The organism is Eubacterium sp. MSJ-33, from assembly GCF_022174665.1.
In the GTDB taxonomy this organism is placed as follows: domain Bacteria; phylum Bacillota; class Clostridia; order Lachnospirales; family Lachnospiraceae; genus Coprococcus_C.
Map to the genome: position 1 here is coordinate 1,509,405 of NZ_CP076562.1, position 25,147 is coordinate 1,534,551.

The following is a 25,147-nucleotide window of genomic DNA, read 5'->3' on the forward strand; positions in this document are numbered from 1 at the left end:
CATATTTTTTCTGTTTCAAAATAGTTATTTTATACATTATTCATAGTACGCACATTGTTTTGCATAGTGTTTTATAGTATAATTTATTTTGTATATAGGAAAATACCACCGTGTATTTTTCATATCGAAGCACAAACACGAAGAGATATAAGCAGGGAATTATATGGAAAAACATGCTTTGTTGATTGCAAATTCTGCATCAATGATTGACCATTTTAATAAAGACAACATCCGCATCTTACAGGAGATGGGATACACCCTCTCGGTCGCTGCGAATTTTCAGGAAGGGAATTCCAGCACAGCTGAACGCATCCATGCGTTTTCCAGTGAGCTTGCCGAACAGGACATTGAGATTATCGACCTGCCAATTCCGCGAAAGGTGACAGAACTTGGGAAGGCATTCAAATCAATCCGGATTCTGAAACGCTATATGCGAAATCATCCCTGTCAGATCGTTCATACACAGACACCGTTTGGCGGTGTTGTCGGACGTCTGGCAGCTAAGAAATTCCGCGGTCAGGATGGTACAAAGGTAATCTACTTTGTGCATGGATTTCATTTTTACCATGGCGCCGGGCTCAAGAATTATCTCATCTACTATAATGTTGAAAAAAAGCTGTCACATATCACAGACTGCCTGATCACATTGAATCAGGAAGATTATCAGGCTGCCCGCCAGAAATTTCATCACCCAAATGTACACTATGTACCGGGGGTTGGTGTGGATACCGATGCGATTGCATCCATTCAGGTCGACAAACAAGAGGTCTGTCGCCGGTTCGGTCTGCCATCCGGCAAACGGATCATTCTGACCGTCGCAGAGCTGATTCCACGGAAAAATGTGGCGACCGCAATTCGCGCTTTCGCAGCCTCAAATCATACAGATACGATCCTTGTCATCTGTGGCAAAGGCACGCTTATGGATTCCCTTTCCCAGCTTGCGGAAGAGCTCGGCGTGCGTGACCGTGTGTTTTTCCCCGGCTATCATACAGATGTACTTGATCTATACCGATGTGCCGATTTGTTTTTGTTTACAAGTTTTCAGGAAGGACTGTCTGTCGCTGTCATGCAGGCGATGGCGGCCGGACTTCCGATCATCGCCTCGGATATACGCGGTGACCGAGACTTATTAGCCGCTGAGCCGCACACCCGCAGCAAGCACTACCTGCTTCCACCGAAAGCAGTCGACCGCTATGCAGAAAAAATAGATGAAATCCTGCGTGATCCCAATCTGGCGCATACGCTCGGAGCCGAAAATCAGGCGATGTGCAAAAAATACTTTGATATCGCGCTCGTGCATCAATTGATGGCACAAATCTACACGGATCTATCCGTGTAATCCCATTTTATGGAAATTGAAGTTTTATGAATCATAAGGAGTTTATTATGTATACAGTTCAGGTTCTGCTATCTACTTACAATGGTGAAACTTACTTAAAAGAACAATTAGACAGTATCTTGAATCAAAAAAATGTGACCGTAAAGCTGTTTGTCCGTGATGACGGCTCTTCCGATGGCACCGTGGATATCTTGCGTGCCTATGCCGCACTCCACGAAAATATTCAATATCTATGTGGCGAAAACTGTGGCGTTGTCGCTTCTTTTTTCCGTCTGTTTGAATTATCTGACCCGGATGCAGACTTCTATGCCCTCTCCGATCAGGATGATGTTTGGGACGAGGACAAGCTTTCTACCGCCTGTCAGAAACTCGAACAGATGCGCAAGGCAAAATCCCCGAAAAAAAAGAAGAACGATTCCCTGATCCGTTCATTTGCCACACCGCTTCTCTACTGTTGTAATGCATGGAATACCGATGACGCTTTAAATCCATTTCCGGAATCCATGCAGACAATTGGCAAGGAATTAATACCAGACTTTCGGAATGCATTGATTGAAAACATCGCGCGCGGTGCCGGCATCGTATTTAATCAGGCGCTTATGTCTTATATCCGGATCAGCATGCCGCGGGATATCTATATGCACGACTGGTGGCTCTATCTTGTTGCGTCCTGTTTCGGCGAAGTATACTACGACAGCGCCGCCCATTACAAATACCGCCAGCACGCAGGAAATGCACTCGGTGCAGCATCCCCTTCCGGCTGTTCCAGATTCTTCCGCCGCTTAAAGCAGAGCCGTACGAACGGCGGACATATCTCCAGACAGGCAAAAGCATTTGAACGAATCTACAATGTTCCCGAAGAAAAAAAGCAGTTTTTACATATTCTGACAAAGTATCAGGACGTGAAAGCCTACCGCAAAATGGGCAAATCCGGCAAATATCTATTCCGGCAGGATAAAAAGGATAACCGTGTCTTTCAGCTTATGTTTTATTCTAATCATTTGTAATTGACTTCGTTTTCCTTTTCGTTTATAATAATTTTTGAATTTTTCTTAAGCAAATAGAATAAAAATATAAAAATCAAACAGAAAGAGGAATGAGCTATGGCAGTAAAGTACATTTTTGTCACCGGCGGCGTTGTATCCGGGCTTGGTAAGGGAATTACCGCGGCATCACTTGGACGCCTGTTGAAGGCGCGCGGCTACAAGGTAATCAGCCAAAAATTTGATCCATATGTCAACATGGATCCGGGAACTATGAATCCGATTCAGCATGGCGAGGTATTTGTAACAGATGACGGTGCAGAAACCGATTTGGATCTTGGACACTACGAGCGTTTTATCGACGAGAGTCTGAACAAGGGTTCCAACGTGACAACCGGAAAGGTTTACTGGAGCATTCTGAACAAGGAGCGTCGTGGTGACTTCGGCGGTCATACCGTTCAGATCATTCCGCATATTACAAACGAAATCAAAGATCGTTTCTATCGCAATCCAGATGCAAAAGACGATGAGATTGCGATCATCGAAGTTGGCGGTACTGTCGGCGATATCGAGAGCCAACCGTACATGGAAGCCATCCGTCAGTTTCAGTTGGATGTCGGACATGAAAATTGTATCATGATCCACGTCACACTGATTCCTTACTTAAAATCATCCGGCGAACTGAAGACAAAGCCGACACAGGCAAGCGTAAAGACATGTCAGTCGCTTGGTATCCAGCCAGATATCTTAGTCTGCCGTTCCGATCTTCCGTTAGACAAAGCAATTAAAGATAAGATTGCCAGCTTCTGTAACGTTCCAAGCGAATGTGTCATCCAGAATCTGGACGTGGATGTATTATACGAAGTGGTCCTTGCTATGGAGCACGAGAAGCTTGCTGATGCAGCCTGCAAATGTCTCCACATTCCATGCCCGGCACCGGATCTTGATGACTGGATCGCCATGGTTGACAACTGGAAGCATCCACAGAAGAAGGTACGCGTTGCTTTGGTTGGAAAATATGTCAGTCTGCACGACGCTTACATCTCTGTCGTAGAATCCCTGAAACATGCCGGTGTAGCTCATCGTGCGGATGTTGAGATCAAATGGGTCGATTCTGAGCTTGTAACAAAGGAAAATGTTGCAGAGATCTTAGGTGATGTATCCGGCATCTTAGTACCGGGCGGTTTCGGCGACCGTGGTATCGAAGGTATGATCGAAGCAATCACCTATGCACGGGAAAACAAAATCCCTTACCTTGGCTTATGTCTTGGTATGCAGCTTACCATCGTGGAATTCGTAAGAAATGTTGTCGGCTATCCGGATGCGAACAGCTCCGAGTTCAACCCTAGTTCCAGCCATCAGGTCATCCATATCATGCCTGACCAGAATGGTGTCACAGACTTAGGAGGAACATTACGACTTGGTTCTTATCCTTGTGTACTCGATAAGAGTTCCAAAGCATACCAATTATATGGCACCGATCACATCAACGAGCGTCACAGACATCGCTATGAAGTAAACAACGATTACAGAAAGGTTCTTACTGATCACGGCATGCTCCTGTCCGGTTTGTCTCCGGACGGACATATCGTAGAAATGATTGAACTTCCGGATCACCCTTGGTTCATCGGAACACAGGCACATCCGGAGTTTAAGAGCCGTCCAAACAAGGCACATCCATTATTCTTAGGATTTGTCGGTGCTGCGATTGCACATTCCGAAGAAGCATGATATACTACCATTTGTCTACATTTGAAAGCGGCAGTTAAAATGCATGTGAATTCACCGGCTGGATATCCTTTCGGTTTTCTATGCAACACAAAAGAAAGGGTATCCGGACCGTATGAATAAAAAAAGTCCTACGTTTTTGAAAAAGTATAATCATATATGGACACTGTTATACATTGTAATTTATATGCCATGGTTTATGTGGCTGGAGAAAACAGTAACCACAGAGTTTCATCTCGTATCGATGCCGGTTGATTATAAGATTCCGTTCTGCGAATATTTTATTATCCCCTATTTTATGTGGTTTTTGTTTGTTCCGGCAATTGTCGGATACGAATTTTTCTACTCCAAGAAAGAATATTACCAGTGTTGTGCGTATCTGTTCAGTGGCATGACGATCTTCCTGATCATATGCACGATCTGGCACAATGGTCTGGATCTGCGGCAGGATATCTCCTACAACAATAACCTGTGCGCACGACTCGTCAAGATGCTGTATAAGACAGACACAAGCACGAACGTGTTCCCTAGTCTGCACGTATTTAACACACTTGGCTGTCTTGTTGCCCTATACAAGAGCAAAGGCACAAAAGATAAATCATGGATCAAAGTGATTGCAACAATAATCGGTATTCTGATTATCTTGTCCACGATGTTTTTGAAACAGCATTCGGTGTGGGATGTCATCGGTGCATTTGCGCTGGCAGCAATTCTCTATCCAATTGTCTATGTGATTCCCTGGGGAAGAACAAAGTAGGAAGAAATATAATAACTGTTCGTTTCATAGTTTTTTTGATAAAGCAAAAATTCCGAAGCCTGTTATAAACAAGCTTCGGAATTTTTATTTGTCTTTTAATTAAAACCAAACAACTTCTGGAATACACGATATCCGGTTCTAGCAAACCATCTGCCCGTTGGTCCGTGCAGATTGAACGTGATACCGAACAACGTTGTCCGAAGTTCCTTGTATAATTCTTCGTCTGTATCCTTCAGATACTTCCACAGTTCTTTTTTCTTCTTATATAACTCTTTGTCCTTTGATACAACACAGATACTCGATGCAACACACATCATCATATCTAAGTACTGGAACAAAAATCGATACATCTGTGGTGGGAGTTCTTTTCGATTCTCACTGAAAAACTGAATCAGCGTCCGGTTGACAAGCATCTGCTGATCAATCCGCTTCATCATCGTCTTCTCATTGACCGACTGTCCTTCTCTGCCAATATAATAATGATATAAGTCAACATTTAAGTACATCAGCTTCTTCACATGGACCATCGGTTCAAATATATAGAGATTATCCACGTAAAATGTATGCTTCGGAAGCTGCAAACCACAGTCCTTCAACAGTTGTGTCCGGTAAATGACCGAGTGCATCAGTACATACTGAAACTTGTTGAACCGTATCCGGCTGTCTTCCCAACTGATAATCCGTTTCTCCGGCAAAGCACCGTGATAACGCATCACACGCTTCTTCCGACGTTCCACCTTATCATAGATATAGTTGGAGAGCAGGACATCCAAATCCTTCTCATCTTCCACAATCTTTTTTAAGACCTTCAGCACCTGTTTGTAGGCTTCTTTGTCAAGCCAGTCATCACTGTCAACAACCTTGAAATAAACTCCGGTTGCATGGGCGATACCGGTATTCACCGCATCGCCATGCCCACCATTTTCTTTATGAATTGCCTTTACAATCGTCGGGTACTTCTCTGCATAGGCATCTGCAATCTGCGCCGTGTCATCTGTAGAGCCGTCATCCACGATCAATATCTCCACGAGTTCGCCACCAATCAATGCGTGATCGACACACTTTTTCATATAGTCCTGCGAATTATAGCAGGGGATTGTGATGGTTAATATTTTTTTATTCATAAATTATTTGATTACCTTGATCCAGCCTTCCGGTGCTTCGATTCTTCCCATCTGGATACCTGTCAGAGCATCATACAGCTTCTTAATGTATGGTCCCATCTCATCCATACCACTTGGGAAGCAGATTTCCTTGCCATGATCGTTAATCTTTCCAACCGGAGAAATAACTGCGGCCGTACCACACAAACCACACTCTGCGAAATCCTTTACCTCATCGAAGTAAACTTCTCTATGTTCTACCTTCATGCCAAGGTACTTCTCTGCAACAACCATCAGAGAACGACGCGTGATAGAAGGAAGGATACTGTCTGACTTTGGTGTTACCAATGTGCCATCCTTTGTAATAAAGATGAAGTTTGCTCCACCTGTTTCTTCTACCTTTGTACGCGTTGCAGCATCCAGATACATATTCTCAGCAAATCCCTGATTATGTGCATCAACGATTGGATATAAGCTCATTGCATAGTTCAGTCCGGCCTTGATATGGCCTGTTCCATGAGGTGCTGCACGATCATAATCGCTGACACGGATTACGATTGGCTTTGCACCGCCCTTAAAATATGGACCAACCGGTGTACAGAATACACGGAACTGATACTCATCTGCAGGCTTTACACCGATAACCGGATTGCTGCCGAACATATACGGACGGATGTACAGCGTTGCACCGGAACCATAAGGCGGTACCCAGTCAATATTTGCCTCGACTGTCTTTACAACTGCATCAACCCACTTATCCTCCGGATATACAGGCATCTCCAAACGCTTGCAGGAATCTGCCATACGGGATGCATTTAAGTCAGGACGGAAAATCACAATCTGTCCCTTCTCTGTTGTATATGCTTTCAAACCTTCAAAACATGTCTGTGCATACTGAAGAACTCCGGCACACTCACTCAGATTAACGGTTGCATCCTCGGTCAGTACACCATCATCCCATGCACCATTCTTATAGTTTGATACGAAACGCTTGTCCGTCTGCACATAGCCAAAGCCAAGTGAAGACCAATCAATATTTTTGCTCATGATCTATTACTTCCTTTCCCTCATGCGTATTATCTGCCCTTTATTTTACCACTCATGTGTAATTATGCAAGCAGAAAATAACATAATCGAGCGTTTTCACTTGTTTTTACTGTTCAATATTCCTATTATATTATTTTTTGATTGCGATTGCTTCAATTTCAATCTTCACATCCTTCGGAAGTCTTGCAACCTCCACACAGGAACGTGCCGGGCAGTCCTTCTCGAAAAACGTTGCATATACTTCATTCACTGCAGCAAAATCATTCATATCCTTAATAAATACGGTAGTCTTTACCACGTGATCCGCATCGCTTCCTGCCTCATCCAACAACGCAATCAAGTTTCCGATTGCCTGCTTTGCCTGTGCCTTGACATCACCTGTCTCAAGTTCGCCTGTCTCCGGAATAATAGGAATCATCCCCGATGTATAAATCATGTCTCCCACCGTGATTGCCTGTGAATACGGTCCGATTGCCGCCGGTGCCTTTGGTGTCTGAATCACTGTCTTCATAATACAAGTACCTCCTGTAACTGTTATCTAATCAACAAGCTCGATTGTCTTCTCTGTAATGCGGATCTTTCCTTCTTTTAAAAGACGTCCACAGGCGCGCTTAAATGCGTTCTTACTGAGTCCGAACTCTTTCTTGATTATATCCTTATCTGCCTTATCTGTAAACGGTAAAACGCCTTTATAGCTCTTTATAACTGCATATACCATCTCACTGTCCTCTTCCATCTGTGCATACGCAAGCTTACGCAGAGCAAGATCTGCTTTTCCATCCGGACGAATCTTTACGATTCTGCCATGCACTTCATCGCCGACACGCACAGGTGCATACAATTCACTTGCATAAATCAGTCCCGGATATTTGTCATCAATTGCCACAAAAGCGCCGAAATCCTTCTTAAACTCATACACAGTTCCAATAAAATCCTGTCCTTCTTCGTAGCCCTCAATTGGCTGTAATTCCCTACCAATTTTCATCGACACCGCCAGACGTCCGGATTTATCGACATACATCCTAACGAGATAAAACTTTCCAGCTTCCACCTTCGCCGTCTGCTCCTTAAACGGAAGAAGCACGTCTCGTTCCAGTCCGCAATCCATAAATGCACCAAGGCTTGTCACACTCTTCACCTGCAGTTTTTTCACTTCGCCCACAGTAATCAACGGCGTATTCGTCGTTGCGATAATCCGGTCCTGTGAATCACGGTAAATAAAAACATGCAGGGATGCGCCTGCTTTTACACCCTCCGGCACCTGTTTTCTCGGAAGCAGAACCGTCTCCGCTGTTGAACTGTCCTCTTCTCCAAGATATATTCCAAAATCCTTTGATCGGATTACCTTTAAATCATTCCATTTTCCAATTTCTATCATTGTTCCTGCTTTCTAGAAAAATAGACCACAACTATACGTGGTCTATTTTTTCTTGTCCTTATTCAACTTCAATACCTTATTCTTGATAAATGCCGACTCATTCTCATCTGCTTTCTGGAATCCCAGATTCTCCAACACATCCTGTGAATTCGTAAGAGAGAAGACAGACATACCTTTTTCGTTCATCTTATCCTTATAGCCATTGAATACGTCCACAATCGCATACGTATCCTTTGTTCTGCGATCCGGACTTGCAACCACATTACGAATACACCACGAATTAAACTCACTGCCCTTCTCCGGTACCTGCACGTCGTCGCCCTTGACTTTTTTCACATATATGCTTTCTGTATCACAAATGGCCCACGGAACCACATATATTACGCTGCTCATACTTACTTCCTTTCAAATAGTTGTTCACTACGCAATTGATTTGCAAAAATCTTTGTTTTCTCCTAGCGTTCAACGTATGCAATCATATAGTATTTGTTTCCGTTTGTCAAACAATTATTTATCCAATTCCTGACAAGTAAGCGGAAATGTATACTGTTTCAATTTTTTGTAAATTTTTTTTAAAAAAGTCTTGCATTTTAGCAAGACATGTAATATAATACCAACTTGTGAGACACGAAAAAGTCTTCAAACTTCATAATGATGGGCTATCGCCAAATGGTAAGGCACTGGACTCTGACTCCAGCATTTTCCAGGTTCGAATCCTGGTAGCCCAGTTTATAAGACGGTCGAGGTTCGATCGTCTTTTTTATGGTTTAGAATGCGAGCCCTTTATTATAATTTAGGAACGCATAAAAAAAACTTCTTGATTTCTCAAGAAGTTTTTTTATGCGGCCGAGAAGATTCGAACTCCCGACACCTTGGTCCGTAGCCAAGTGCTCTATCCAGCTGAGCTACGACCGCATCTGTGTTGTTTCTCACAACAGATGATATTCTATCGTAGTTTTTAATGATTGTCAAGAGCTTTCTGTAAATTCCGCGAATTTTCCAGACCAGTTTTCAAATCAACTTCCTATTTCATAGTCTGCTCTGTAATCATACTCAATCTCACAACCTTCTCCAGCGCAGACAGAAACCCAATAATCGTCCTTTCGTTGCATATAATACCGGTAAGGTGTTCCCTTGACCTCTTTCTGTACCGGATCAATCTCAAACGAATTGAGCGGCACACTGATTCCTTCACCCGTGAGTTTCAGATACGCTTCCTTCATCGTCCATAGATAAAAAAATCTTGACATATTCTCCTGCATTTCCGCAGCGGTTTTCTGACAGTCCTCATTCTTTGACCGTCCTTCCACAACATACGCATATTCCGCATCTGTGTAGCACCGTTTTGCAACGTGCAGGTTCTGTGGTCGAATTCGCTCAATATCAACGCCCAAAGGTACATCTCCATATGCCAGCACGACATAATCACCTGCATGAGAGAGATTAAAGTAAAACTCCGGATGCCCCTGCACCATCGGCTTACCATTTTCATTTTTTTCGAGTACCAGTGCACACGGAGCTATCCCCAGTTTTTGTTCTATCAGAGTCTGCAACATCAAGCCTGCAACAATTGATGTATATGCCGGTTCCTTCCTACGAAAAGCCAATACCCGGGACTTTCGTTCCGGGTATAAGCGTTCGACCAATTCATCAAAATGTTGTTCTATCAATACACAATTCACTTTTTGAACAATCACATGAATCTTCGCCATATTATTTATCTTCCAGTTCTGCAAGGATACGGAACAGAATACTGATTTCCTTTTCCTTCGCTGCATCCAAATACTTCTTGAATCTTACAGATGATTCAATCTCACCTGTGATAGAAATACGAACAAGCAGATTTCTGGCTGTCAGCATATTACGTACAACTGTCTCATACTCTTTGATCGTATCCTCATTGTACTTTAAGTATCCATGATTCATCAGATACTTGATTCGCTCTAACATCAATACTTTATGATCATACATCACATGCAATGCACGGACATCGAAATCAGGTTCTTGCGCATGAAGCTGCTTATCAATCTGTGCAAGCACCTTATCATACACTTTAATACCAAATGTTGTATCATCAAAACGATTACGAAGCATACGGAAATGATCCTTCGTATCCTGTGAATTCAAATACTCACTGATTGTCTGCTTAATTAATTCGATATCAAGCTCATAGATTGGATGCTCTGTATTCTTCATAACAACATACAGGCCACGGCCACCCTTATGATCATCCTTAAATACATGGTCATCCTGTTCTGTGATAACCTCATAACCACGCTCCAGATCCTTGAAGCTGACTGTATTATAAGAATAATGATCCTGGAATGTGAAATCTCCTACATAGAATACTTCTTCATCACGGTTGTATCCATAGATAAACAGCTCATGAGGGAATTTGTAGTCCACATCTGCATCACACAGAATCTTCGCCTCATCAAATACACCATATACATAACCATTCAGATCAATCGTCTTGATAACAAAATCAATAATATTTCCACAATAACTCTGAATCTGCTCTTTCGTAAGAAGGGAGAACATCAGATATGGACACTGCTTCAACGCACTGCTTCCCGGCATCATATCCGCAAGAAGCATATCGTCCCCTGTAAAAATCTCCTGAATGTTATAGCAACGGAGCTGAATATAGTTACTAAAAATCCATTTCTTCGCATTCTCATCATCCGAAAGAATGGAAAACAGTGTCGCGTGCCACTGCCAAGATGTAATCATAGGATATGTTACCGGTAATTTTTTCATGTCTGCCATTTTACTGTTCCTCCCATTTATGCTAATTTTTCCGCTATCAAAGCTGCAATATCACTGAACGAATCGTAATCACTAAGTGCAAGCTCATAATCATCAAACGAAATATCAAACTTGCTCTCTGCTGCTACGAGCAGGCGAATTAAAGATACGGAATTCACACCATATTCATTTACCATGTTTGCATGCATATCTACATCATCCAATTCTGGCAAAACATCATGAATCACTTCCGTAAGTTTTGTTACAATCTGTTCCTTTTCCATTGTTTGTACCCCCTTGGTAATAAATTACTTTCTCGATGTATCAAGTACTTTAATATTACTATTATTACGCTTGAAAAGCAAGAAAAAAAGAGTGCGTCTGCACTCCGCATCGGAATCCATTCACACTCGTTTCTTCGTTATGGCTAAATCCTAGTACTTTGTAACATTCAGCTTTACGCCAGGACCCATTGTAGAAGCTACTACCAAGCTCTTAATGTACTGTCCCTTTGCTGCTGCCGGCTTAGCCTTAACAACTGCATCTATTAAAGTCTGGAAGTTGTCTGTTAACTGCTCCTCTGTGAAAGAAGCCTTTCCAATTGGCACATGGATAATGTTTGACTTATCAAGTCTGTACTCGATCTTACCAGCCTTAATATCGTTGATTGCCTTTGTTACGTCCATCGTAACTGTACCAGCCTTTGGATTTGGCATCAAGCCCTTTGGTCCAAGGACACGGCCAAGACGTCCAACAACACCCATCATATCCGGTGTAGCAACAACAACATCAAAATCCAACCAACCTTCGTTCTGGATCTTTGGTACAAGCTCATCTCCACCTGCGTAATCAGCGCCTGCTGCAAGAGCCTCGTCTACCTTGTTACCCTTAGCAAATACGAGAACCTTTACAGTCTTACCTGTTCCGTGTGGAAGAACAACCGCACCACGAACCTGCTGGTCTGCATGACGACCATCAACACCCAAACGGAAGTGAGCTTCGATCGTCTCATCAAACTTTGCACTAGCTGTCTTCTTAACGAGTGCAACAGCCTCTTCTAAGTCATATGTTTTTGTCTTTTCAACAAGCTTTGCAGCTTCTGAATATCTCTTACCTGTTTTCATTCAAATAAACCTCCTGTAGTTTTGCGGGAGCGACCCTCCTACGATTATTTCTTATTAATCCTCAACTTCGATTCCCATAGAACGAGCTGTACCAGCGATCATGCTCATAGCAGCCTCAAGGCTTGCTGCGTTCAGATCCGGCATCTTCAGCTCAGCAATCTCCTGAACCTTAGCCTTAGAAATCTTTGCAACCTTTGTCTTGTTCGGTGTTGCAGATGCTGACTTAAGGCCGCACGCCTTCTTAAGCAGTACTGCTGCCGGTGGAGTCTTAGTTACAAAGCTGAAACTCTTATCTGCATAAACTGTGATAACAACAGGGATAATCATATCGCCCTGATCAGCAGTTCTTGCGTTAAACTCCTTTGTGAACTGTACAATGTTTACACCGTGCTGTCCAAGTGCAGGACCAACAGGTGGTGCAGGTGTTGCCTTTCCTGCAGGAATCTGTAATTTAATATATCCTTCTACTTTCTTAGCCATTATAGCTACCTCCTAAACCTCTTACATCTTCTGGATATCTCCAAATCCAATTTCAACAGATGTAGCACGTCCGAAAATGTCAACGTCAATGGTTACGGTTCTCTTGCCTTCATTAATTGCCTTAACAACTGCAACATTGCCTTCCCAAGCTCCGGTAATAACCTTAATCTGATCACCAATCTCCACATCAATGTGTACAACCGGTGCCTCAGTCACGATACCCATCGCACGCATCTCGCGCTCTGTGAGCGGAACCGGCTTGGATTCCGGACCTACAAATCCTGTAACACCCCTTGTGTTACGAACTACATACCATGTAACATCGTTCATGTACATATGAACCAGAACATAACCAGGAAACAACTTTCTCTGAACTGTCTTCTTCGCGCCTGTCTTTGTTGTCTCGATTACCTCCTGAACCGGTACGGTTACCTCAAGGATTTGCTCTTGAAGCTTTCTGTTTTCAACAGTCTTCTCGATATCATTTTTCACCTTGTTCTCATAACCTGAGTAGGTATGAGCCACATACCATCTTGCCTCACCATCAGTCGGAATCCCGCTCTCTGGTGTTCCAGATGCTGTAGCTTCGTTTTCGAATAGTTCTGACATACATTCACCTACCTAACCAACAATATAAGTTAAACCGATCTGTAACAGGTAATCCACACCTGCAATGATAAATCCGAGAATTACGGAAATCACAATTACAGCCGCAGACTGTTTCACAAGCTTATCCTTTGCAGGCCAAGTGATCTTTGCGAACTCGCCCTTAAGCTCCTGAAACCAGCTTCTTTTCAAGGAAGGTGAAGAAGTCTCTTCTTTTTTTGACATAGACTACTCCTCCGATTACTTTGTTTCCTTGTGCATCGTGTGCTTCTTACAGAACTTACAATACTTCTTTGTTTCCATTCTGTCTGGATGCGTCTTCTTATCCTTTGTCATATTGTAATTACGCTGTTTACAATCCTGACATGCCAATGTAATTTTTACACGCACAACTATCCACCTCCATATTTATTTTTTCACAGATGACATAATAGAATCCTCTTTTTTCGTGCAAAAAAAAAGGACCTCTTCCATCGCAAGCTTTAGAATAACAAAACCTACCTGTAAAGTCAAGGAAAAAGTTGAATTTTTACGATATTTATACTATATTTAATCTATACAACATATAATACATAATATGATAGTTTACTTCATTACATCGGGAAAGGAGGCCTTCTTATGAATATATCACAAGTTTACAATTATTTAAACCATGATCTCGTACCGAAAAAACGCACACGGACTCATAAGGCTTCCGAACTCAAGGCTGTTTATAACAATATTTCCAAATACAATCAGTCATCCCCGCTCTATCTGGTGTCACTTTCAGAATCCAGACAGACCCATATGATTGATATCAAAGAGCAGGCTCTGACGCTGCGTGATATCACAGACCAGCTTGCCAATCCGGAAAGCGAGCTTTATACGAAAAAGCAGATATTTACGGATAACCCGGACGCCATATCCGGTTCCTTCCGTGCACATGCGACAGGCGAGCTTCCGGATCAGATGACTTTACAGATTGACCAGCTTGCCCGCGAGCAGGTAAACATCGGTAATTACCTTGTATCTGACGACATCGCACTAGCACCCGGCAATTACAATTTTTCCATGCAGACCGAACATGGCAGTCTGCCATTCACCCTGTCCGTATCTGACAGCGACACAAATCTGTCTCTCCAGCAACAGCTTGCAGACCAGATCAACCGAAGGCATATTGATATCCGCGCTTCTATTATTAAGGAAGGAATTACAAGTGCACTGATGCTCACCTCCAACGATACGGGTACGCCATCAACTGACACATCCTTATATTTCTCCTTCAATCAGAAACAAGATACAGATGTGATTAATACATTTGGCTTAAATCAGGTAAAGACTTATCCTGAAAACGCAAGATTTTATATCAATGATCTGGTTCATTCGTCTGCCTCCAATCATATATCCATTAATCAGATGGCAGAGTTTGATTTTCACAAGATAACAGATACTCCGGTCAATGTACGTTTTACACCGGACAGACATCTGCTTGTCGATCAGCTCACCAGCTTCACTGATGCTTACAATCAGTTAGTTACGCTCTCCGAAGAAGGGGAACCTACGACCATCGGAAGCAGGAATCTCTATCATGATATTTCCGGAATCGTATCCAGACACGAGGACCAGCTTGCTTCCATCGGCATCACAGTCGGTGAAGACCGTCGTCTGACACTGAACATAGATCAGGCTGTCGGCATTTCCTACGATTCACTGAATACATTATTCGGAGCTGATTCTTTATTACGGCAGGATATCTCCAAAGCCGTGAATCGACTGACTTTAGACCCGCTTGCCTATGTTGACCGACTGATTGTGACTTATCCAAATGCAAAAGAAAAACAGACCGCAACGTACACGCAGTCTGTTTACAGCGGTCTGATGTATAATAATTATGCATAGTATTTCTTATTTAAAAAGCAGCAAACAGATGCCGGCAAGAATCAGTAAATGCAGCGGATAAAATATGTAGAACGCCCATTTTAGTTTCAAGCCCCGTTTTCCATTATAGAAATATATGATACCCGCATCCACAAGTGCATATAATTCAGACATATCCATTACACACAATATCACACAGGGAGCTGCCATCCGCAGTTCCTTTTTTTGATCCCGGAATCCATATGCCACACAGATTGCCAATACACCATACGCCCCATAATCCGCATGTAGCGCATACGCAAGTGCCGCACCAAATGCCACTACGCCAACAATCAGAATTGTTTTTAAGATTGTATCCATATGCAGACTGCGCAGGCCTTCCAATCCGGTCAGCACAATCAGACCGATTGCCAAAGTAAAAAACACATTCTGATTTGTGAACTCCAGAAAATGTCCCTTCCGGACCCACATGGATGTTATATTAAACGCCAGATCATACGGAATCTCCGAAACGATTGCAAAAAGCAGCAACCGTCCAATATATAAAAACCGATTGTGTGTATACACAAAACCCTCTAATAATAGAAAGATAAAAATCGGAAAAGACAATCTTCCGATTCCGCGCAGGATATAATACAACAATACCATACCTGTCATACGCACATTTCCGAACGCATCAAAATTGGCCGGATTTTTTGTGACAAGCTGCATCACAACCGTAGCTCCAATATGATCGATCAGCATTGTAATCATCGCAATGATCTTCAGCGTACTGCCCGTGATACCTTTGCGTGTATCTTCTGTTTTTTCTGCCTGAATAAGCTGTTCCAATCTACCGGTCTCCCTCTTCTTTCGTCATGCACACAGCAATCATCCTACCATATGTCGATTATGCTTCCATCTCCCGAAAAACTCCGGCTGCCACTTCCGGAAGATCACTGAACTTCTCAATTTCCGCAACCTCTGTATTGATCGTTCCAAACCCATACTTTGCATGGATGAAGGTTGCACCAGCCTGCATCGTTGCATCGTAATCCCCCTGAATATCGCCCACATAAATCGTCTGTTCCAAACTGTTTCGTTCCATCACAAGACGGATATTATCCCCCTTACTCTTCTCGTTATTTCCATAACATTCAATATCTTCAAAATACTGCCCGAAATTATAGTAGTCTAAAAACGCCTCGATATAACCACTCTGACAGTTGCTTACGATATAGAGATGATATTGTTCCTTGAGTTTTTTCAGTGTATTCTCCAACTCCGGGTAAAGTTTTCCTCCGTTTCTGCGGAGATACTCATTCTCCCAGTCACCGCATTTTTCAACCAGAGATTTCCGTTCCGCCGAAGTAAGCTCCGGGAAAAAAATATCTCCTATCACGTCCATTGTTTTGCCCATCACCCGCTTGATATCCTGCTCGGTAACTGCCATATCTTTCTTATACTCGTTTTGAATCACCTGTGTCCATGATTTTGCGACTCCATCCGCAGAATCCCACAATGTGCCATCCATGTCAAATATGATACCCTGTTTCATCGTAAGTCTCCTTTATAGATATTTATATCTTATTTATTCCCCGAAATAGTTCCCACATACACTCCAACCATTGATATTGCCTGTTTCACCGGATTCCTCATGCATACAAAATATATCTGCATTTTATTATGCCAAACGCTGTGCTGCAAGCCTTCTGCCGATTTTCCGCCGCACAATCACAAAGCAGATTACATGCGCACATATCGTGATCAACCAGCTTGCCGGATACGTCAGATACAGCGACTGCGGTGTATGAAACTGCCCGTACATACGGAAAAATGTAAATATCCACAATAGCCGAAGTCCGCAGGCACCAACAAGCGATACGATTGTCGGCATCACCGAATATCCAAGCCCTCGCAGGGATCCGACCATGACATCCATAATACCACACAGCGCATAAACTGTACATATAATCTTCAAACGATTCATACCTGCCGCTTTCACAGCCGCGCTCTTCGTATAAAATCCGAGCAGGTCATGTCCAAAAAGCACTGCCAGATTACCAAGCACCAATCCGGTCACAATGACACATGCCTGTGCGGTAAATAAAATCTTATTTACACGCTCATATTTGCCTGCGCCGACATTCTGGCTCGTGAAGCTGATCGTACCCTGATAAAAGGAATTCATGGACACATATACAAAGCCTTCGATATTACTTGCCGCAGAATTACCGGCAACAACCGTAGATCCAAAGGAATTCACCGACGACTGGATGATGACATTTGATATGGCGAAAATCACCCCTTGCAGACTTGCCGGGAAACCGATCCGCAATATCTCCGCGAATCTCCCCGGATGAATCTTTAAATTCGATAATGTCAGCCGGATGCATCCTTTCTCACGCATCATGCAACGGAGTACAAGACCGGCGGAGATTGTCTCGGAGATAACCGTCGCCAGTGCCACGCCTGCCACACTCATCCGGAACACAATCACGAAGAGCAGGTTCAGTCCAATATTGATAACGCCTGCTACCGACAGATAATAGAGTGGCCGTTTCGTATCTCCGACCGCCCGCAGGATTGCACTACCGAAGTTGTAGATCATCATAGATGTCATTCCAACAAAATAGATACGCAGATAGGTTGTCGCAAGCGGCAGCACATCTTCCGGAGTCTGCATCCAGATCAGGATCTGTCTGGCACCGAGGCATCCGACCACCGTCAGAATAATGCCGCTGAAGATGCTAAGCAGCATCGCTGTATGTACGGTATCGCTCACATCTTCCTCCGCCTTTGCACCATAGAACCGCGCCACCAGTACATTTGCGCCAATGGACAGTCCTAAGAAAAAGTTCGTCAGCAGATTGATGAGTGCGGTGTTGCTTCCAACCGCCGCAAGCGCGGTGTCTCCGGCAAAGCTTCCGACAACGATGATATCTGCCGCATTGAACAAAAGCTGTAATACGCTCGAACACATCAACGGCAATGTAAACGCCAGCAGCTTCGGCAGGATGGCACCGTTACACATATCAATCTCATATTTTTTCTTATTTTTTATTTTTTTCTTTGTTCTATCGTTCTTTCTTGTCTCCTCGGACACGATATTTCGCCTCCATTATATCTGATAATTCGCTATTTTTCTTTTCTGATTCATTATTCTCTGATAGTCATATGTCATGCATATTTTGGTTCTCAGGCTGTCATGATTGCAGATTCCCGTTCTCGACATTTGGCTTGATAAAATTCTCGTACGCATAGTCCCACAACGTCTTTGAGCCTTGCGGTGTAATCTCGTTTCGTTTCATTACCTGCTCCGCACGCACGCCCCGGTCCTTCCAGTCAAAACCACCCGTACTCGCGGTAAGCATCATCGGCTGCAGGTTGTCCATCGCGCGTGCGAACTTCGCTTCCGGGGTCTCCTTCGCCTCGAACTCCAGCCAGATATCATACAGTTTCTTTGCCTGATCCTCCGGAAGCAGGTTGTAGATACGGTCTGCCGCCTTCTTCTCCCTTGCTTCCTGCGTCTTCTTGCCTTCCTCGTCATAGGCATACGTATCTCCTGCATCAATCTCCACCAGATCATGGATCAAAAGCATTGTAACTGTACGAAGCACGTCAATTTCCTCGTTTGCATATTCCGAAAGCAGGATTGTCATGATTGCCATATGCCATGCATGTTCTGCATCGTTTTCGCGTCTTTTTCCATCGGTTAATTTCGTCATCCGGGTAATAAATTTCTCTTTGTCAATCTCCCGGATAAAATCCATTTGCTTATCTAATCGTTCGTTCATTTTATTCGCTCCGTTTTTATATTAATTATCCATTTCCATTATATAGAAAAGTCGCTTTCTTACTCCATACTATTGTTCTGAAAACGACTCAATGCCGGCATACATGGAAGCTGTATATCTCTGACAGGTTTCAAAGAAACGAAAAACATGGCTGGGCTTTCGCTCCCTCCATGTTTTTATTTTCGCTTTATGATTCTTTGGTTCTTCCGCTTGTAAACAACACAACCGCTGCAACCAGATCAATAATCCCCTCTGCCAGATAAAACCAATGATGTCCCTGAATATTCGGGATGATATGTATCACGCTCATCAACGCCAGATACGCGCCGGTCACATAATTCATATATGGCACACCCTTGATGATCAGGAATGCAAGTGCGCCACTGATTAGCAGTGTCACAATATTTCCAACCGAAAATCCCAATATCAGATTGACAATTCCCTTTACGATCATGTATGCCCCGATCAGAGACATCCACTTTCCGCCTGTCTGTTCCATATCTACACCTCATTTTTTTCTTTGCCGCAATACTTCTCTATGAGTGTAACACTTTGGTTGGAATAACTCAATTGTTTTCTGCTAAATCCAGATATACTTACACTTACGCATCCCCACAAATCCATCTATGTATGCACAAACGTCAGTATAAACTCCGTGTATTTCCCGATCTCGCTTCGCACAGATATCTTGCCACCCATGCCCTCCACGATCGATTTTGTGAGGGAAAGACCGATACCGACACTGTTCGGATTGACCTCTTTGTTGATACGGTAGAAGCGCTTGAATATATTTTTAAGCTCCGACTCCGCAATGCCGCATCCCTCATCCTTCACATAAATGCGCGTGTACATTGGATTGTCTTCGGTCCGGATGTGGATCGTTGTCTGCTCGCCGGAATAGTCCGATGCGTTCTTAAATAGGTTGATGATTGCTTCGGTCAGCCAGTCTCCGTCGCAGACAAGCATCTGTTTCTCATCGATCTGCACATCGATGTGCTGTCCGCGTTTCTCCGTCAGATACGCGACACTCTCCTTCGCCTGTGCCACAATCGCATACAGGCTGCACGGCTGCTTCTCAAACTGGATGGCGCCCGCCTCGATTCGCGCAAGCTTCAGCATGGACAGCACCATCCACTCCATACGGCTGACCTGATTCTTCGATTCTAAGAGCATCTGCTTCTGCTTATCTGCATCCGGTACACGCCCATCATACAGAAGATCTAAAAATACCGTAAGCGATGCAAGCGGGGTCTTCAACTGATGGGAGATATCCGACATGATATCCCGCAGAAATATCTTCTCCTGTTGCTCCTTGCGGTTACTCTCCTTTAACGCCTGTACCAGCTTATACAGATTCGTATATAACTCTCCAAGCTCGCCCTGTTTATACGGCTCTGCAGGAACCTGTTCCGGCGCTTCCAAAATCTGATTCATGATATCGACAATGGCACGAAGCTCACGGCTCGTAGTTCCTATCGAACAACGACCTGCCACATAAGCACTTACAAGCAGCAGGCAGCCAAGTAACAGTGTTACCCATAACTGCCAGCCACGCAGCCACAAAACAAGCACAACAAAAACGGCGTATATGCTGTATGCAATACCGCCGTATATGAAAAAACGCTTATGAAATTGTTGTAATTCGTAACTTTTTGCCTGCATCATAACTATACTCTACCGCCAATGTATTTTCGATTCCGTGTTTCATCCGGCTTTTCTACACGTTTCATTTTTCAGACATTGTCACTTCCGGAACCGGTATCCCATTCCACGCACCGTCTCGATATAGGCTCCATCCTCTCCCAGCTTCTGCCGAAGTCTTTTTATGTATACCGAAAGCGTGTTATCCTCGAAAAATTCTCCGTCAACATCATAGAGCTGTTCCATGATTGCACTCCGGCTGATCACCTGCCCGCGGTGCTGTAATAAAAACCGCAGTAAACGCAGCTCACTTGTCGTACAATCAAGCTTCTCACCATGCTGCGTGAGAGTAAATGCACTGCCGTCAAAGGTCGTGTTTCCAAATGTCATAACGAGATTTTTATCGCCTTTATCTGTCTGACGTGCCTGCGCATACCGCCGGATATTCACTGCCACCCGTGCCAGTAGCTCCTTCACCCGGTACGGTTTCGTCACATAATCATCCGCGCCAAGTTCCAGCCCCTGAACGATATTTGCCTCCTCTGCGACCGCTGTAAGAAATATAATCGGGACATCGCATTTCCGCTCCCGTAGTTCCTTGCAAAATTCAAACCCGGTTCCATCCGGCAGCATCACATCCAGTAGCACAAGTGCAACACTATCATCAAATTTCTCGCGTGCCTGAGCAAGATTCCCCGCAGTTGCCACCTCATAGCCTTCCGAAGCAAGCGCATATTCAGTTCCCATTGCGAGGGCGAAGTCATCCTCCACCATCAATATTCTGTGTGCCATATGACGCATTTCCTTTTTATATCCAGTATATTAACGAAATCTATCAAATCATTTTCCTGCTTTTTCAGGATGCTTCTCCTCTGCTTTCTTCGATGCATAATATTCCTGCTTTTCCATATACATCTTGCGATCCGCCTCTCTCAAAATATTCGAAAACGGTTCATGCGATTTGTTCCGATATGCGTATCCAAGCGACATTCCGACCTTCTTCAGATTGCTGTACATCCTTGCCTTCGCTATCTGCGCAGTCAATGCCGCTTCTTCTGAATTGAGGCAAACCACCACAAATTCGTCACCGCCCAGGCGGTACACATAATCCTCTCCGAAGCACTCCTGCAAGATATCTGCCGCATCACAGATATACCTGTCTCCTGCATCATGGCCATATTGATCATTTATTTTCTTCAAGCCATTCAGATCGCACATGAGAACAAAAATGGATTTTTCTTTATCATAAGTGTCATCATAGGCCCATTTGAGTGCCATACGATTCTTACAGTTTGTCAGCTGATCTTTCACTGCCATATTCTTAATCGTACGGGAGTTGTCACGCAGCCGGATCATCATCGATATTACAAAGTCCATAATATCAATCAGATTCGCAATGCTGACAAGATGATCGGCCGGGGGATTATCCACTCCATAAAATCCAATATACCGACCGTTAATCTCAATCGGTCCTGCGACCAGGGAATGTATATTCTGCGGTTTCAATATATCGTAGACATCCTGACTGATTTCCCTGTATGCCTCTACATCCGGTATAATAATATTTTTTGATTTCTCGAATTCGCGGAACCACACATCCAGCAGTCCTTCGTATGGAACATTCTGTAGATTCTCTTTCTCGGCTGTAACGCCGTCCCCGACCCACTCATATGTGTTATTATAGGTTCCATCCTTATTATCTTCGAAGATATACGCTCTCGAAGAATGCAGGTTTTTGCCTATATACTCAAGGATCTGCTCTAGGGATGACTCCGGCGTATCCGCGGAAGATGCGTATCGGATCATATCTGCAATAAATTTGTTATAATTAATATTCATCATGTGTATTTCTCCTTATCGTTTCTGCATTCACCCACCAATCCCACCAATAAGCTGCATATCGATCTTTGACGTATATTATACAAAAAAATCAGAGCAATTTCCACCCATAATTGCCCTGACATTTTTATCATTTTAATCTCTGCGCATTGCCGTAAGCGGTGACAGCTTCGCCGCCCATCGTGCCGGAAAATATCCCGCAATCGTTCCAAGTATCATAGCCATTCCAATTGCCGCCAGCGCAAGCCCCGGCGTAATCACGGCAATCTTCGTTCCTGCCTCCAGAAGTAATGCCGATGCCGCAATCCGGTTGATAAGCTTTCCGAAAAGCAACGACAATACCACGCCACATGCACCACCGGCAAATCCGTAGATGCCCGCTTCTAACAGAATCATCGCCATCAATTCCCGTTTCTCACAACCTAGCACCTTCAAGGTTCCAATCTCTGCCACCCGGTCATAAACAGCCGTTGTCATCGTATTGCTGATACCGATTGCCGCTACAAGAAAGGAAATGAGTCCTATGCCTCCTAACAGCAGCTCGAGCATCCGTACCGTCCGCATCGCAGTATCCCGGTACTCCTTCATATTGGTTGTCTGATATCCCATATCCTGTAATTTCTTTACCACAAATTCAACATCTTCCATCTTGCCAACTTCGACAACCACGCTTGAATATACCCACGACGTATACATATTTCCGTTCTTATCGACCGGCTGTCCAAGCACGACACCTCCCTGTGTGGCATGTTTTTTCAGATAGGAGCGTAGCACATCAATATCGCAATAGATGCTCTGGGACTGCTCGCTGAACTCGTCCGCATCGCCCTGCATCACACCTGCAATCGTCAATCGATCTGTAATCTCATTTTCACCAAGTCCAAGTGAGACCTTTGCTTTCTCACCAATCCACTTATTCAAATCCCCATCGCCATCCTGATAGCTGGTCATGGTGTTGTCATGGAAGAACATATATCCCATCGCATTTCCAATCACCATCTCCGGCTTTCTGGCATGCTCCGACAGGCTGGACGTATCGGTCAGTGCGATTGCAGATAATTGCTCCGAAGGAATACCGACCAGATTCGTATAGGCGGTGTATTGTCCAACTTGAATATTTGCAAATACTTCATAGCGCGGATAGACATTCGCGACCTTGTCAATCTTTGCAAGTTTCTCTATGGTATGGTCCGTCAGAAGCATTTTCTTGTTTTGGTTATTCTCCGGTGTCTGCACAATAATCTGACGAATCGAAGTGTCGTCGCCATAGCCTTGCAGGAGTTCCCGTTTCACGCCTGTTCCCAGAGACAATAAGGAGACAACCGCTACCACACCGATCATCACGCCGAGTAACGTCAGAATCGTACGCGCCTTTCTGCGCCTGATATTTTGAATTGTTAAGTGCATGATAAATTTCATGGATTCCTCCTTTTCGCAAATCCATATAGTTTATCGTGAGTTGTTCAGAATTACAATTCTACGCAGACACGCACGGGTAGCACCCCCGCACTTTCGTTCGGCGGTAAATCGTCGAGCGCATCCTAAATATGAACCTACGGTTCATATGCGCTCTCCTCTCGCTCACTTCATCACGCAATGGTACTAAACTCACGTCAAACAAGTTTGCCGTTCGTTAAGTGCCAGCGTGCTTCAATGGTCTGCTTTAGAATATGTATTTCTGAACAACTCAATTTACACTTTTGGGGATTTGCGATTTCTCCATTTTACCTTATCGTGAACGCTTTTTATTAATAGTTACACCCACGAATACACCGACTGCAAGCACGCTGGCGCAGATCAGTACGATCTGCCATGTGGCAGGGCCGGTCTTCTCCGGTGCTTCCTTTAAGACTTCCAGATCTTCGTAATCGACCGTCTCAATGTAGAAGGAGACGTCCACCTTTTCTTCGTGCTTATCTCCATTCCGGTCTTCGTAGGCAACTATGATCCAGTCCTCTGCCTTTGCCATTTCGTCAAAATCCGTCACCTCGATGGCCTTTGCCAGAAGATCTATACTACCGCTTTTCCCTGTGTCGATATTGCCGATGTAGGTCTCCTGTTTCTCCACGTGTTTTCCTTCTACGCGTGCATTTACGTTGTAGAGTGTCCCTTCCCCAAGGTTATTCACCTGGGCGGTAATCTCCACATCGTCACCAACCTTCGCATCATCAGTCATGACATCGGTCACGGATACCCGCTGTTTCAGATATACCGGAAGATACAACGTATCCTCCATCTCAAATGCCTCACCGGAAGTATTCTCATACTCCATCTTCACAGAAAGCTTGTAAGTCTTCTCTGTAAGTCCTGCTGCCGCCGCCATGGAAAATACCTGCTCGCTGGTCTCATTTCCGGCAATCTCTGCCACATAAACGCTTCCGGTTCCGGAAAGTGGAATAATCTCGCCGCCTTCGGAAGTGACCGTCACTTTCATGTTTTTGACTTTGTTCTTGGAAGTATTCTGAATATCCAGAGTCAGATCAAAGTTATCTCCGGAATAAATTGTTGCTGTCGATACTTTATAACCGGAAACCAGTACCTTTGGTGTCGCCGCCTGTGCGGAATACGGACATACAGTTGCAGCTACACTCAAAACCACCAGAATAGCAAAGATAATCTTTCTTAAACGGTGATTTCTTCTTTGATGTTTGCTTTGTTGATTTTTCCATCCTGACTTATTTGCCATCATTTTCTCTCCTTTAATTCTGCCCTGTTTTTCCTCTGTCTTTTAGACATTTCAT

At 43.9% G+C, this 25,147-nt stretch carries 28 protein-coding genes and 2 tRNA genes; 6 read left to right on the forward strand and 24 right to left on the reverse strand.

What is annotated here, in order from left to right:
• Positions 1-163: 163 nt before the first annotated feature.
• From KP625_RS07015 to KP625_RS07030, 4 genes are all read left to right on the forward strand, one after another.
• A complete protein-coding gene (locus tag KP625_RS07015) occupies positions 164-1,339 on the forward strand; it encodes a glycosyltransferase (RefSeq protein ID WP_238296920.1) in 1,176 nt (391 codons plus the stop codon).
• Between the two features lie 47 nt (positions 1,340-1,386).
• A complete protein-coding gene (locus KP625_RS07020) occupies positions 1,387-2,346 on the forward strand; it encodes a glycosyltransferase family 2 protein (RefSeq protein ID WP_238296921.1) in 960 nt (319 codons plus the stop codon).
• A 96-nt stretch (positions 2,347-2,442) separates the two neighbouring features.
• Positions 2,443-4,053 carry a CTP synthase gene (locus KP625_RS07025; protein WP_177971278.1) on the forward strand — a complete coding sequence of 537 codons (1,611 nt, stop codon included), beginning with the start codon at positions 2,443-2,445 and terminating at the stop codon, positions 4,051-4,053.
• A gap of 112 nt (positions 4,054-4,165) precedes the next feature.
• Positions 4,166-4,807 carry a phosphatase PAP2 family protein gene (locus tag KP625_RS07030; protein WP_238296922.1) on the forward strand — a complete coding sequence of 214 codons (642 nt, stop codon included), beginning with the start codon at positions 4,166-4,168 and terminating at the stop codon, positions 4,805-4,807.
• A 95-nt stretch (positions 4,808-4,902) separates the two neighbouring features.
• Here KP625_RS07030 and KP625_RS07035 read toward each other — a convergent pair whose 3' ends face one another.
• The 5 genes from KP625_RS07035 to KP625_RS07055 all read right to left on the reverse strand — a co-directional run bounded on the left by KP625_RS07035 (position 4,903) and on the right by KP625_RS07055 (position 8,728).
• Entirely contained in the window at positions 4,903-5,931 is a 1,029-nt protein-coding gene (locus KP625_RS07035; protein WP_238296923.1) for a glycosyltransferase family 2 protein, read from the reverse strand.
• A gap of 3 nt (positions 5,932-5,934) precedes the next feature.
• A complete protein-coding gene (locus KP625_RS07040; RefSeq protein WP_177982132.1) occupies positions 5,935-6,960 on the reverse strand; it encodes a branched-chain amino acid aminotransferase in 1,026 nt (341 codons plus the stop codon).
• A gap of 127 nt (positions 6,961-7,087) precedes the next feature.
• Entirely contained in the window at positions 7,088-7,468 is a 381-nt protein-coding gene (locus KP625_RS07045) for a RidA family protein (protein WP_238296924.1), read from the reverse strand.
• Between the two features lie 27 nt (positions 7,469-7,495).
• Positions 7,496-8,335, reverse strand: coding sequence for a CvfB family protein (locus tag KP625_RS07050; protein WP_238296925.1), 840 nt, complete (start codon positions 8,333-8,335; stop codon positions 7,496-7,498).
• 42 nt (positions 8,336-8,377) lie between these two features.
• Positions 8,378-8,728: a hypothetical protein gene (locus tag KP625_RS07055; protein WP_238296926.1), complete on the reverse strand. Its 351-nt coding sequence runs from the start codon at positions 8,726-8,728 to the stop codon at positions 8,378-8,380.
• Between the two features lie 262 nt (positions 8,729-8,990).
• Here KP625_RS07055 and KP625_RS07060 point away from each other — a divergent pair.
• Positions 8,991-9,063, forward strand: a tRNA-Gln gene (locus KP625_RS07060).
• Between the two features lie 113 nt (positions 9,064-9,176).
• On the opposite strand, the gene KP625_RS07065 is transcribed toward KP625_RS07060, so the two are convergent.
• The 9 genes from KP625_RS07065 to rpmG form a co-directional block, all read right to left on the reverse strand.
• A tRNA-Arg gene (locus KP625_RS07065) sits at positions 9,177-9,250 on the reverse strand.
• 101 nt (positions 9,251-9,351) lie between these two features.
• Positions 9,352-10,047, reverse strand: a complete 696-nt coding sequence (locus KP625_RS07070; RefSeq protein ID WP_238296927.1) for a 4'-phosphopantetheinyl transferase family protein — start codon at positions 10,045-10,047, stop codon at positions 9,352-9,354.
• A 1-nt stretch (position 10,048) separates the two neighbouring features.
• On the reverse strand, positions 10,049-11,104 hold the full coding sequence (locus KP625_RS07075) for a hypothetical protein (RefSeq protein ID WP_238296929.1): 1,056 nt from the start codon (positions 11,102-11,104) through the stop codon (positions 10,049-10,051).
• Positions 11,105-11,121: 17 nt separating this feature from the next.
• A complete protein-coding gene (locus KP625_RS07080; RefSeq protein ID WP_238296930.1) occupies positions 11,122-11,367 on the reverse strand; it encodes an acyl carrier protein in 246 nt (81 codons plus the stop codon).
• A 150-nt stretch (positions 11,368-11,517) separates the two neighbouring features.
• Positions 11,518-12,207 carry a 50S ribosomal protein L1 gene (gene rplA, locus KP625_RS07085; protein WP_177982063.1) on the reverse strand — a complete coding sequence of 230 codons (690 nt, stop codon included), beginning with the start codon at positions 12,205-12,207 and terminating at the stop codon, positions 11,518-11,520.
• Between the two features lie 54 nt (positions 12,208-12,261).
• Positions 12,262-12,687, reverse strand: a complete 426-nt coding sequence (rplK, locus tag KP625_RS07090) for a 50S ribosomal protein L11 (protein ID WP_118374444.1) — start codon at positions 12,685-12,687, stop codon at positions 12,262-12,264.
• Positions 12,688-12,708: 21 nt separating this feature from the next.
• The gene (nusG, locus tag KP625_RS07095) at positions 12,709-13,296 is read right to left on the reverse strand and encodes a transcription termination/antitermination protein NusG (RefSeq protein WP_238296932.1); all 588 of its coding nucleotides are present in this window, start codon (positions 13,294-13,296) and stop codon (positions 12,709-12,711) included.
• Between the two features lie 12 nt (positions 13,297-13,308).
• Positions 13,309-13,518, reverse strand: a complete 210-nt coding sequence (secE, locus tag KP625_RS07100; RefSeq protein ID WP_238296934.1) for a preprotein translocase subunit SecE — start codon at positions 13,516-13,518, stop codon at positions 13,309-13,311.
• A gap of 15 nt (positions 13,519-13,533) precedes the next feature.
• The gene (rpmG, locus tag KP625_RS07105; RefSeq protein WP_021984632.1) at positions 13,534-13,683 is read right to left on the reverse strand and encodes a 50S ribosomal protein L33; all 150 of its coding nucleotides are present in this window, start codon (positions 13,681-13,683) and stop codon (positions 13,534-13,536) included.
• 228 nt (positions 13,684-13,911) lie between these two features.
• On the opposite strand from rpmG, the gene KP625_RS07110 reads away from it, so the two are divergent.
• Entirely contained in the window at positions 13,912-15,171 is a 1,260-nt protein-coding gene (locus KP625_RS07110) for a hypothetical protein (protein WP_238296936.1), read from the forward strand.
• Positions 15,172-15,177: 6 nt separating this feature from the next.
• Here the strand turns inward: KP625_RS07110 and KP625_RS07115 are convergent, their stop codons facing one another.
• From KP625_RS07115 to KP625_RS07160, 10 genes are all read right to left on the reverse strand, one after another.
• Positions 15,178-15,981 (reverse strand): TraX family protein, encoded by an 804-nt coding sequence (locus KP625_RS07115; protein WP_238296937.1) that lies wholly within the window; start codon positions 15,979-15,981, stop codon positions 15,178-15,180.
• 58 nt (positions 15,982-16,039) lie between these two features.
• Positions 16,040-16,687: an HAD family hydrolase gene (locus KP625_RS07120; RefSeq protein WP_238296939.1), complete on the reverse strand. Its 648-nt coding sequence runs from the start codon at positions 16,685-16,687 to the stop codon at positions 16,040-16,042.
• Positions 16,688-16,813: 126 nt separating this feature from the next.
• Entirely contained in the window at positions 16,814-18,163 is a 1,350-nt protein-coding gene (locus KP625_RS07125; RefSeq protein WP_238299920.1) for an MATE family efflux transporter, read from the reverse strand.
• A gap of 172 nt (positions 18,164-18,335) precedes the next feature.
• Positions 18,336-18,926 (reverse strand): HD domain-containing protein, encoded by a 591-nt coding sequence (locus tag KP625_RS07130; RefSeq protein WP_238296940.1) that lies wholly within the window; start codon positions 18,924-18,926, stop codon positions 18,336-18,338.
• A 187-nt stretch (positions 18,927-19,113) separates the two neighbouring features.
• Positions 19,114-19,425 (reverse strand): DUF308 domain-containing protein, encoded by a 312-nt coding sequence (locus tag KP625_RS07135; RefSeq protein ID WP_177982047.1) that lies wholly within the window; start codon positions 19,423-19,425, stop codon positions 19,114-19,116.
• Positions 19,426-19,550: 125 nt separating this feature from the next.
• On the reverse strand, positions 19,551-20,591 hold the full coding sequence (locus KP625_RS07140) for a sensor histidine kinase (protein WP_238296942.1): 1,041 nt from the start codon (positions 20,589-20,591) through the stop codon (positions 19,551-19,553).
• A gap of 78 nt (positions 20,592-20,669) precedes the next feature.
• Positions 20,670-21,359: a response regulator transcription factor gene (locus tag KP625_RS07145; protein ID WP_238296944.1), complete on the reverse strand. Its 690-nt coding sequence runs from the start codon at positions 21,357-21,359 to the stop codon at positions 20,670-20,672.
• 48 nt (positions 21,360-21,407) lie between these two features.
• Positions 21,408-22,409, reverse strand: a complete 1,002-nt coding sequence (locus tag KP625_RS07150) for a sensor domain-containing diguanylate cyclase (RefSeq protein WP_238296946.1) — start codon at positions 22,407-22,409, stop codon at positions 21,408-21,410.
• Positions 22,410-22,541: 132 nt separating this feature from the next.
• On the reverse strand, positions 22,542-23,825 hold the full coding sequence (locus KP625_RS07155) for an ABC transporter permease (protein WP_238296948.1): 1,284 nt from the start codon (positions 23,823-23,825) through the stop codon (positions 22,542-22,544).
• A gap of 310 nt (positions 23,826-24,135) precedes the next feature.
• On the reverse strand, positions 24,136-25,092 hold the full coding sequence (locus KP625_RS07160; protein WP_238296950.1) for a COG1361 S-layer family protein: 957 nt from the start codon (positions 25,090-25,092) through the stop codon (positions 24,136-24,138).
• Positions 25,093-25,147 lie beyond the last annotated feature (55 nt).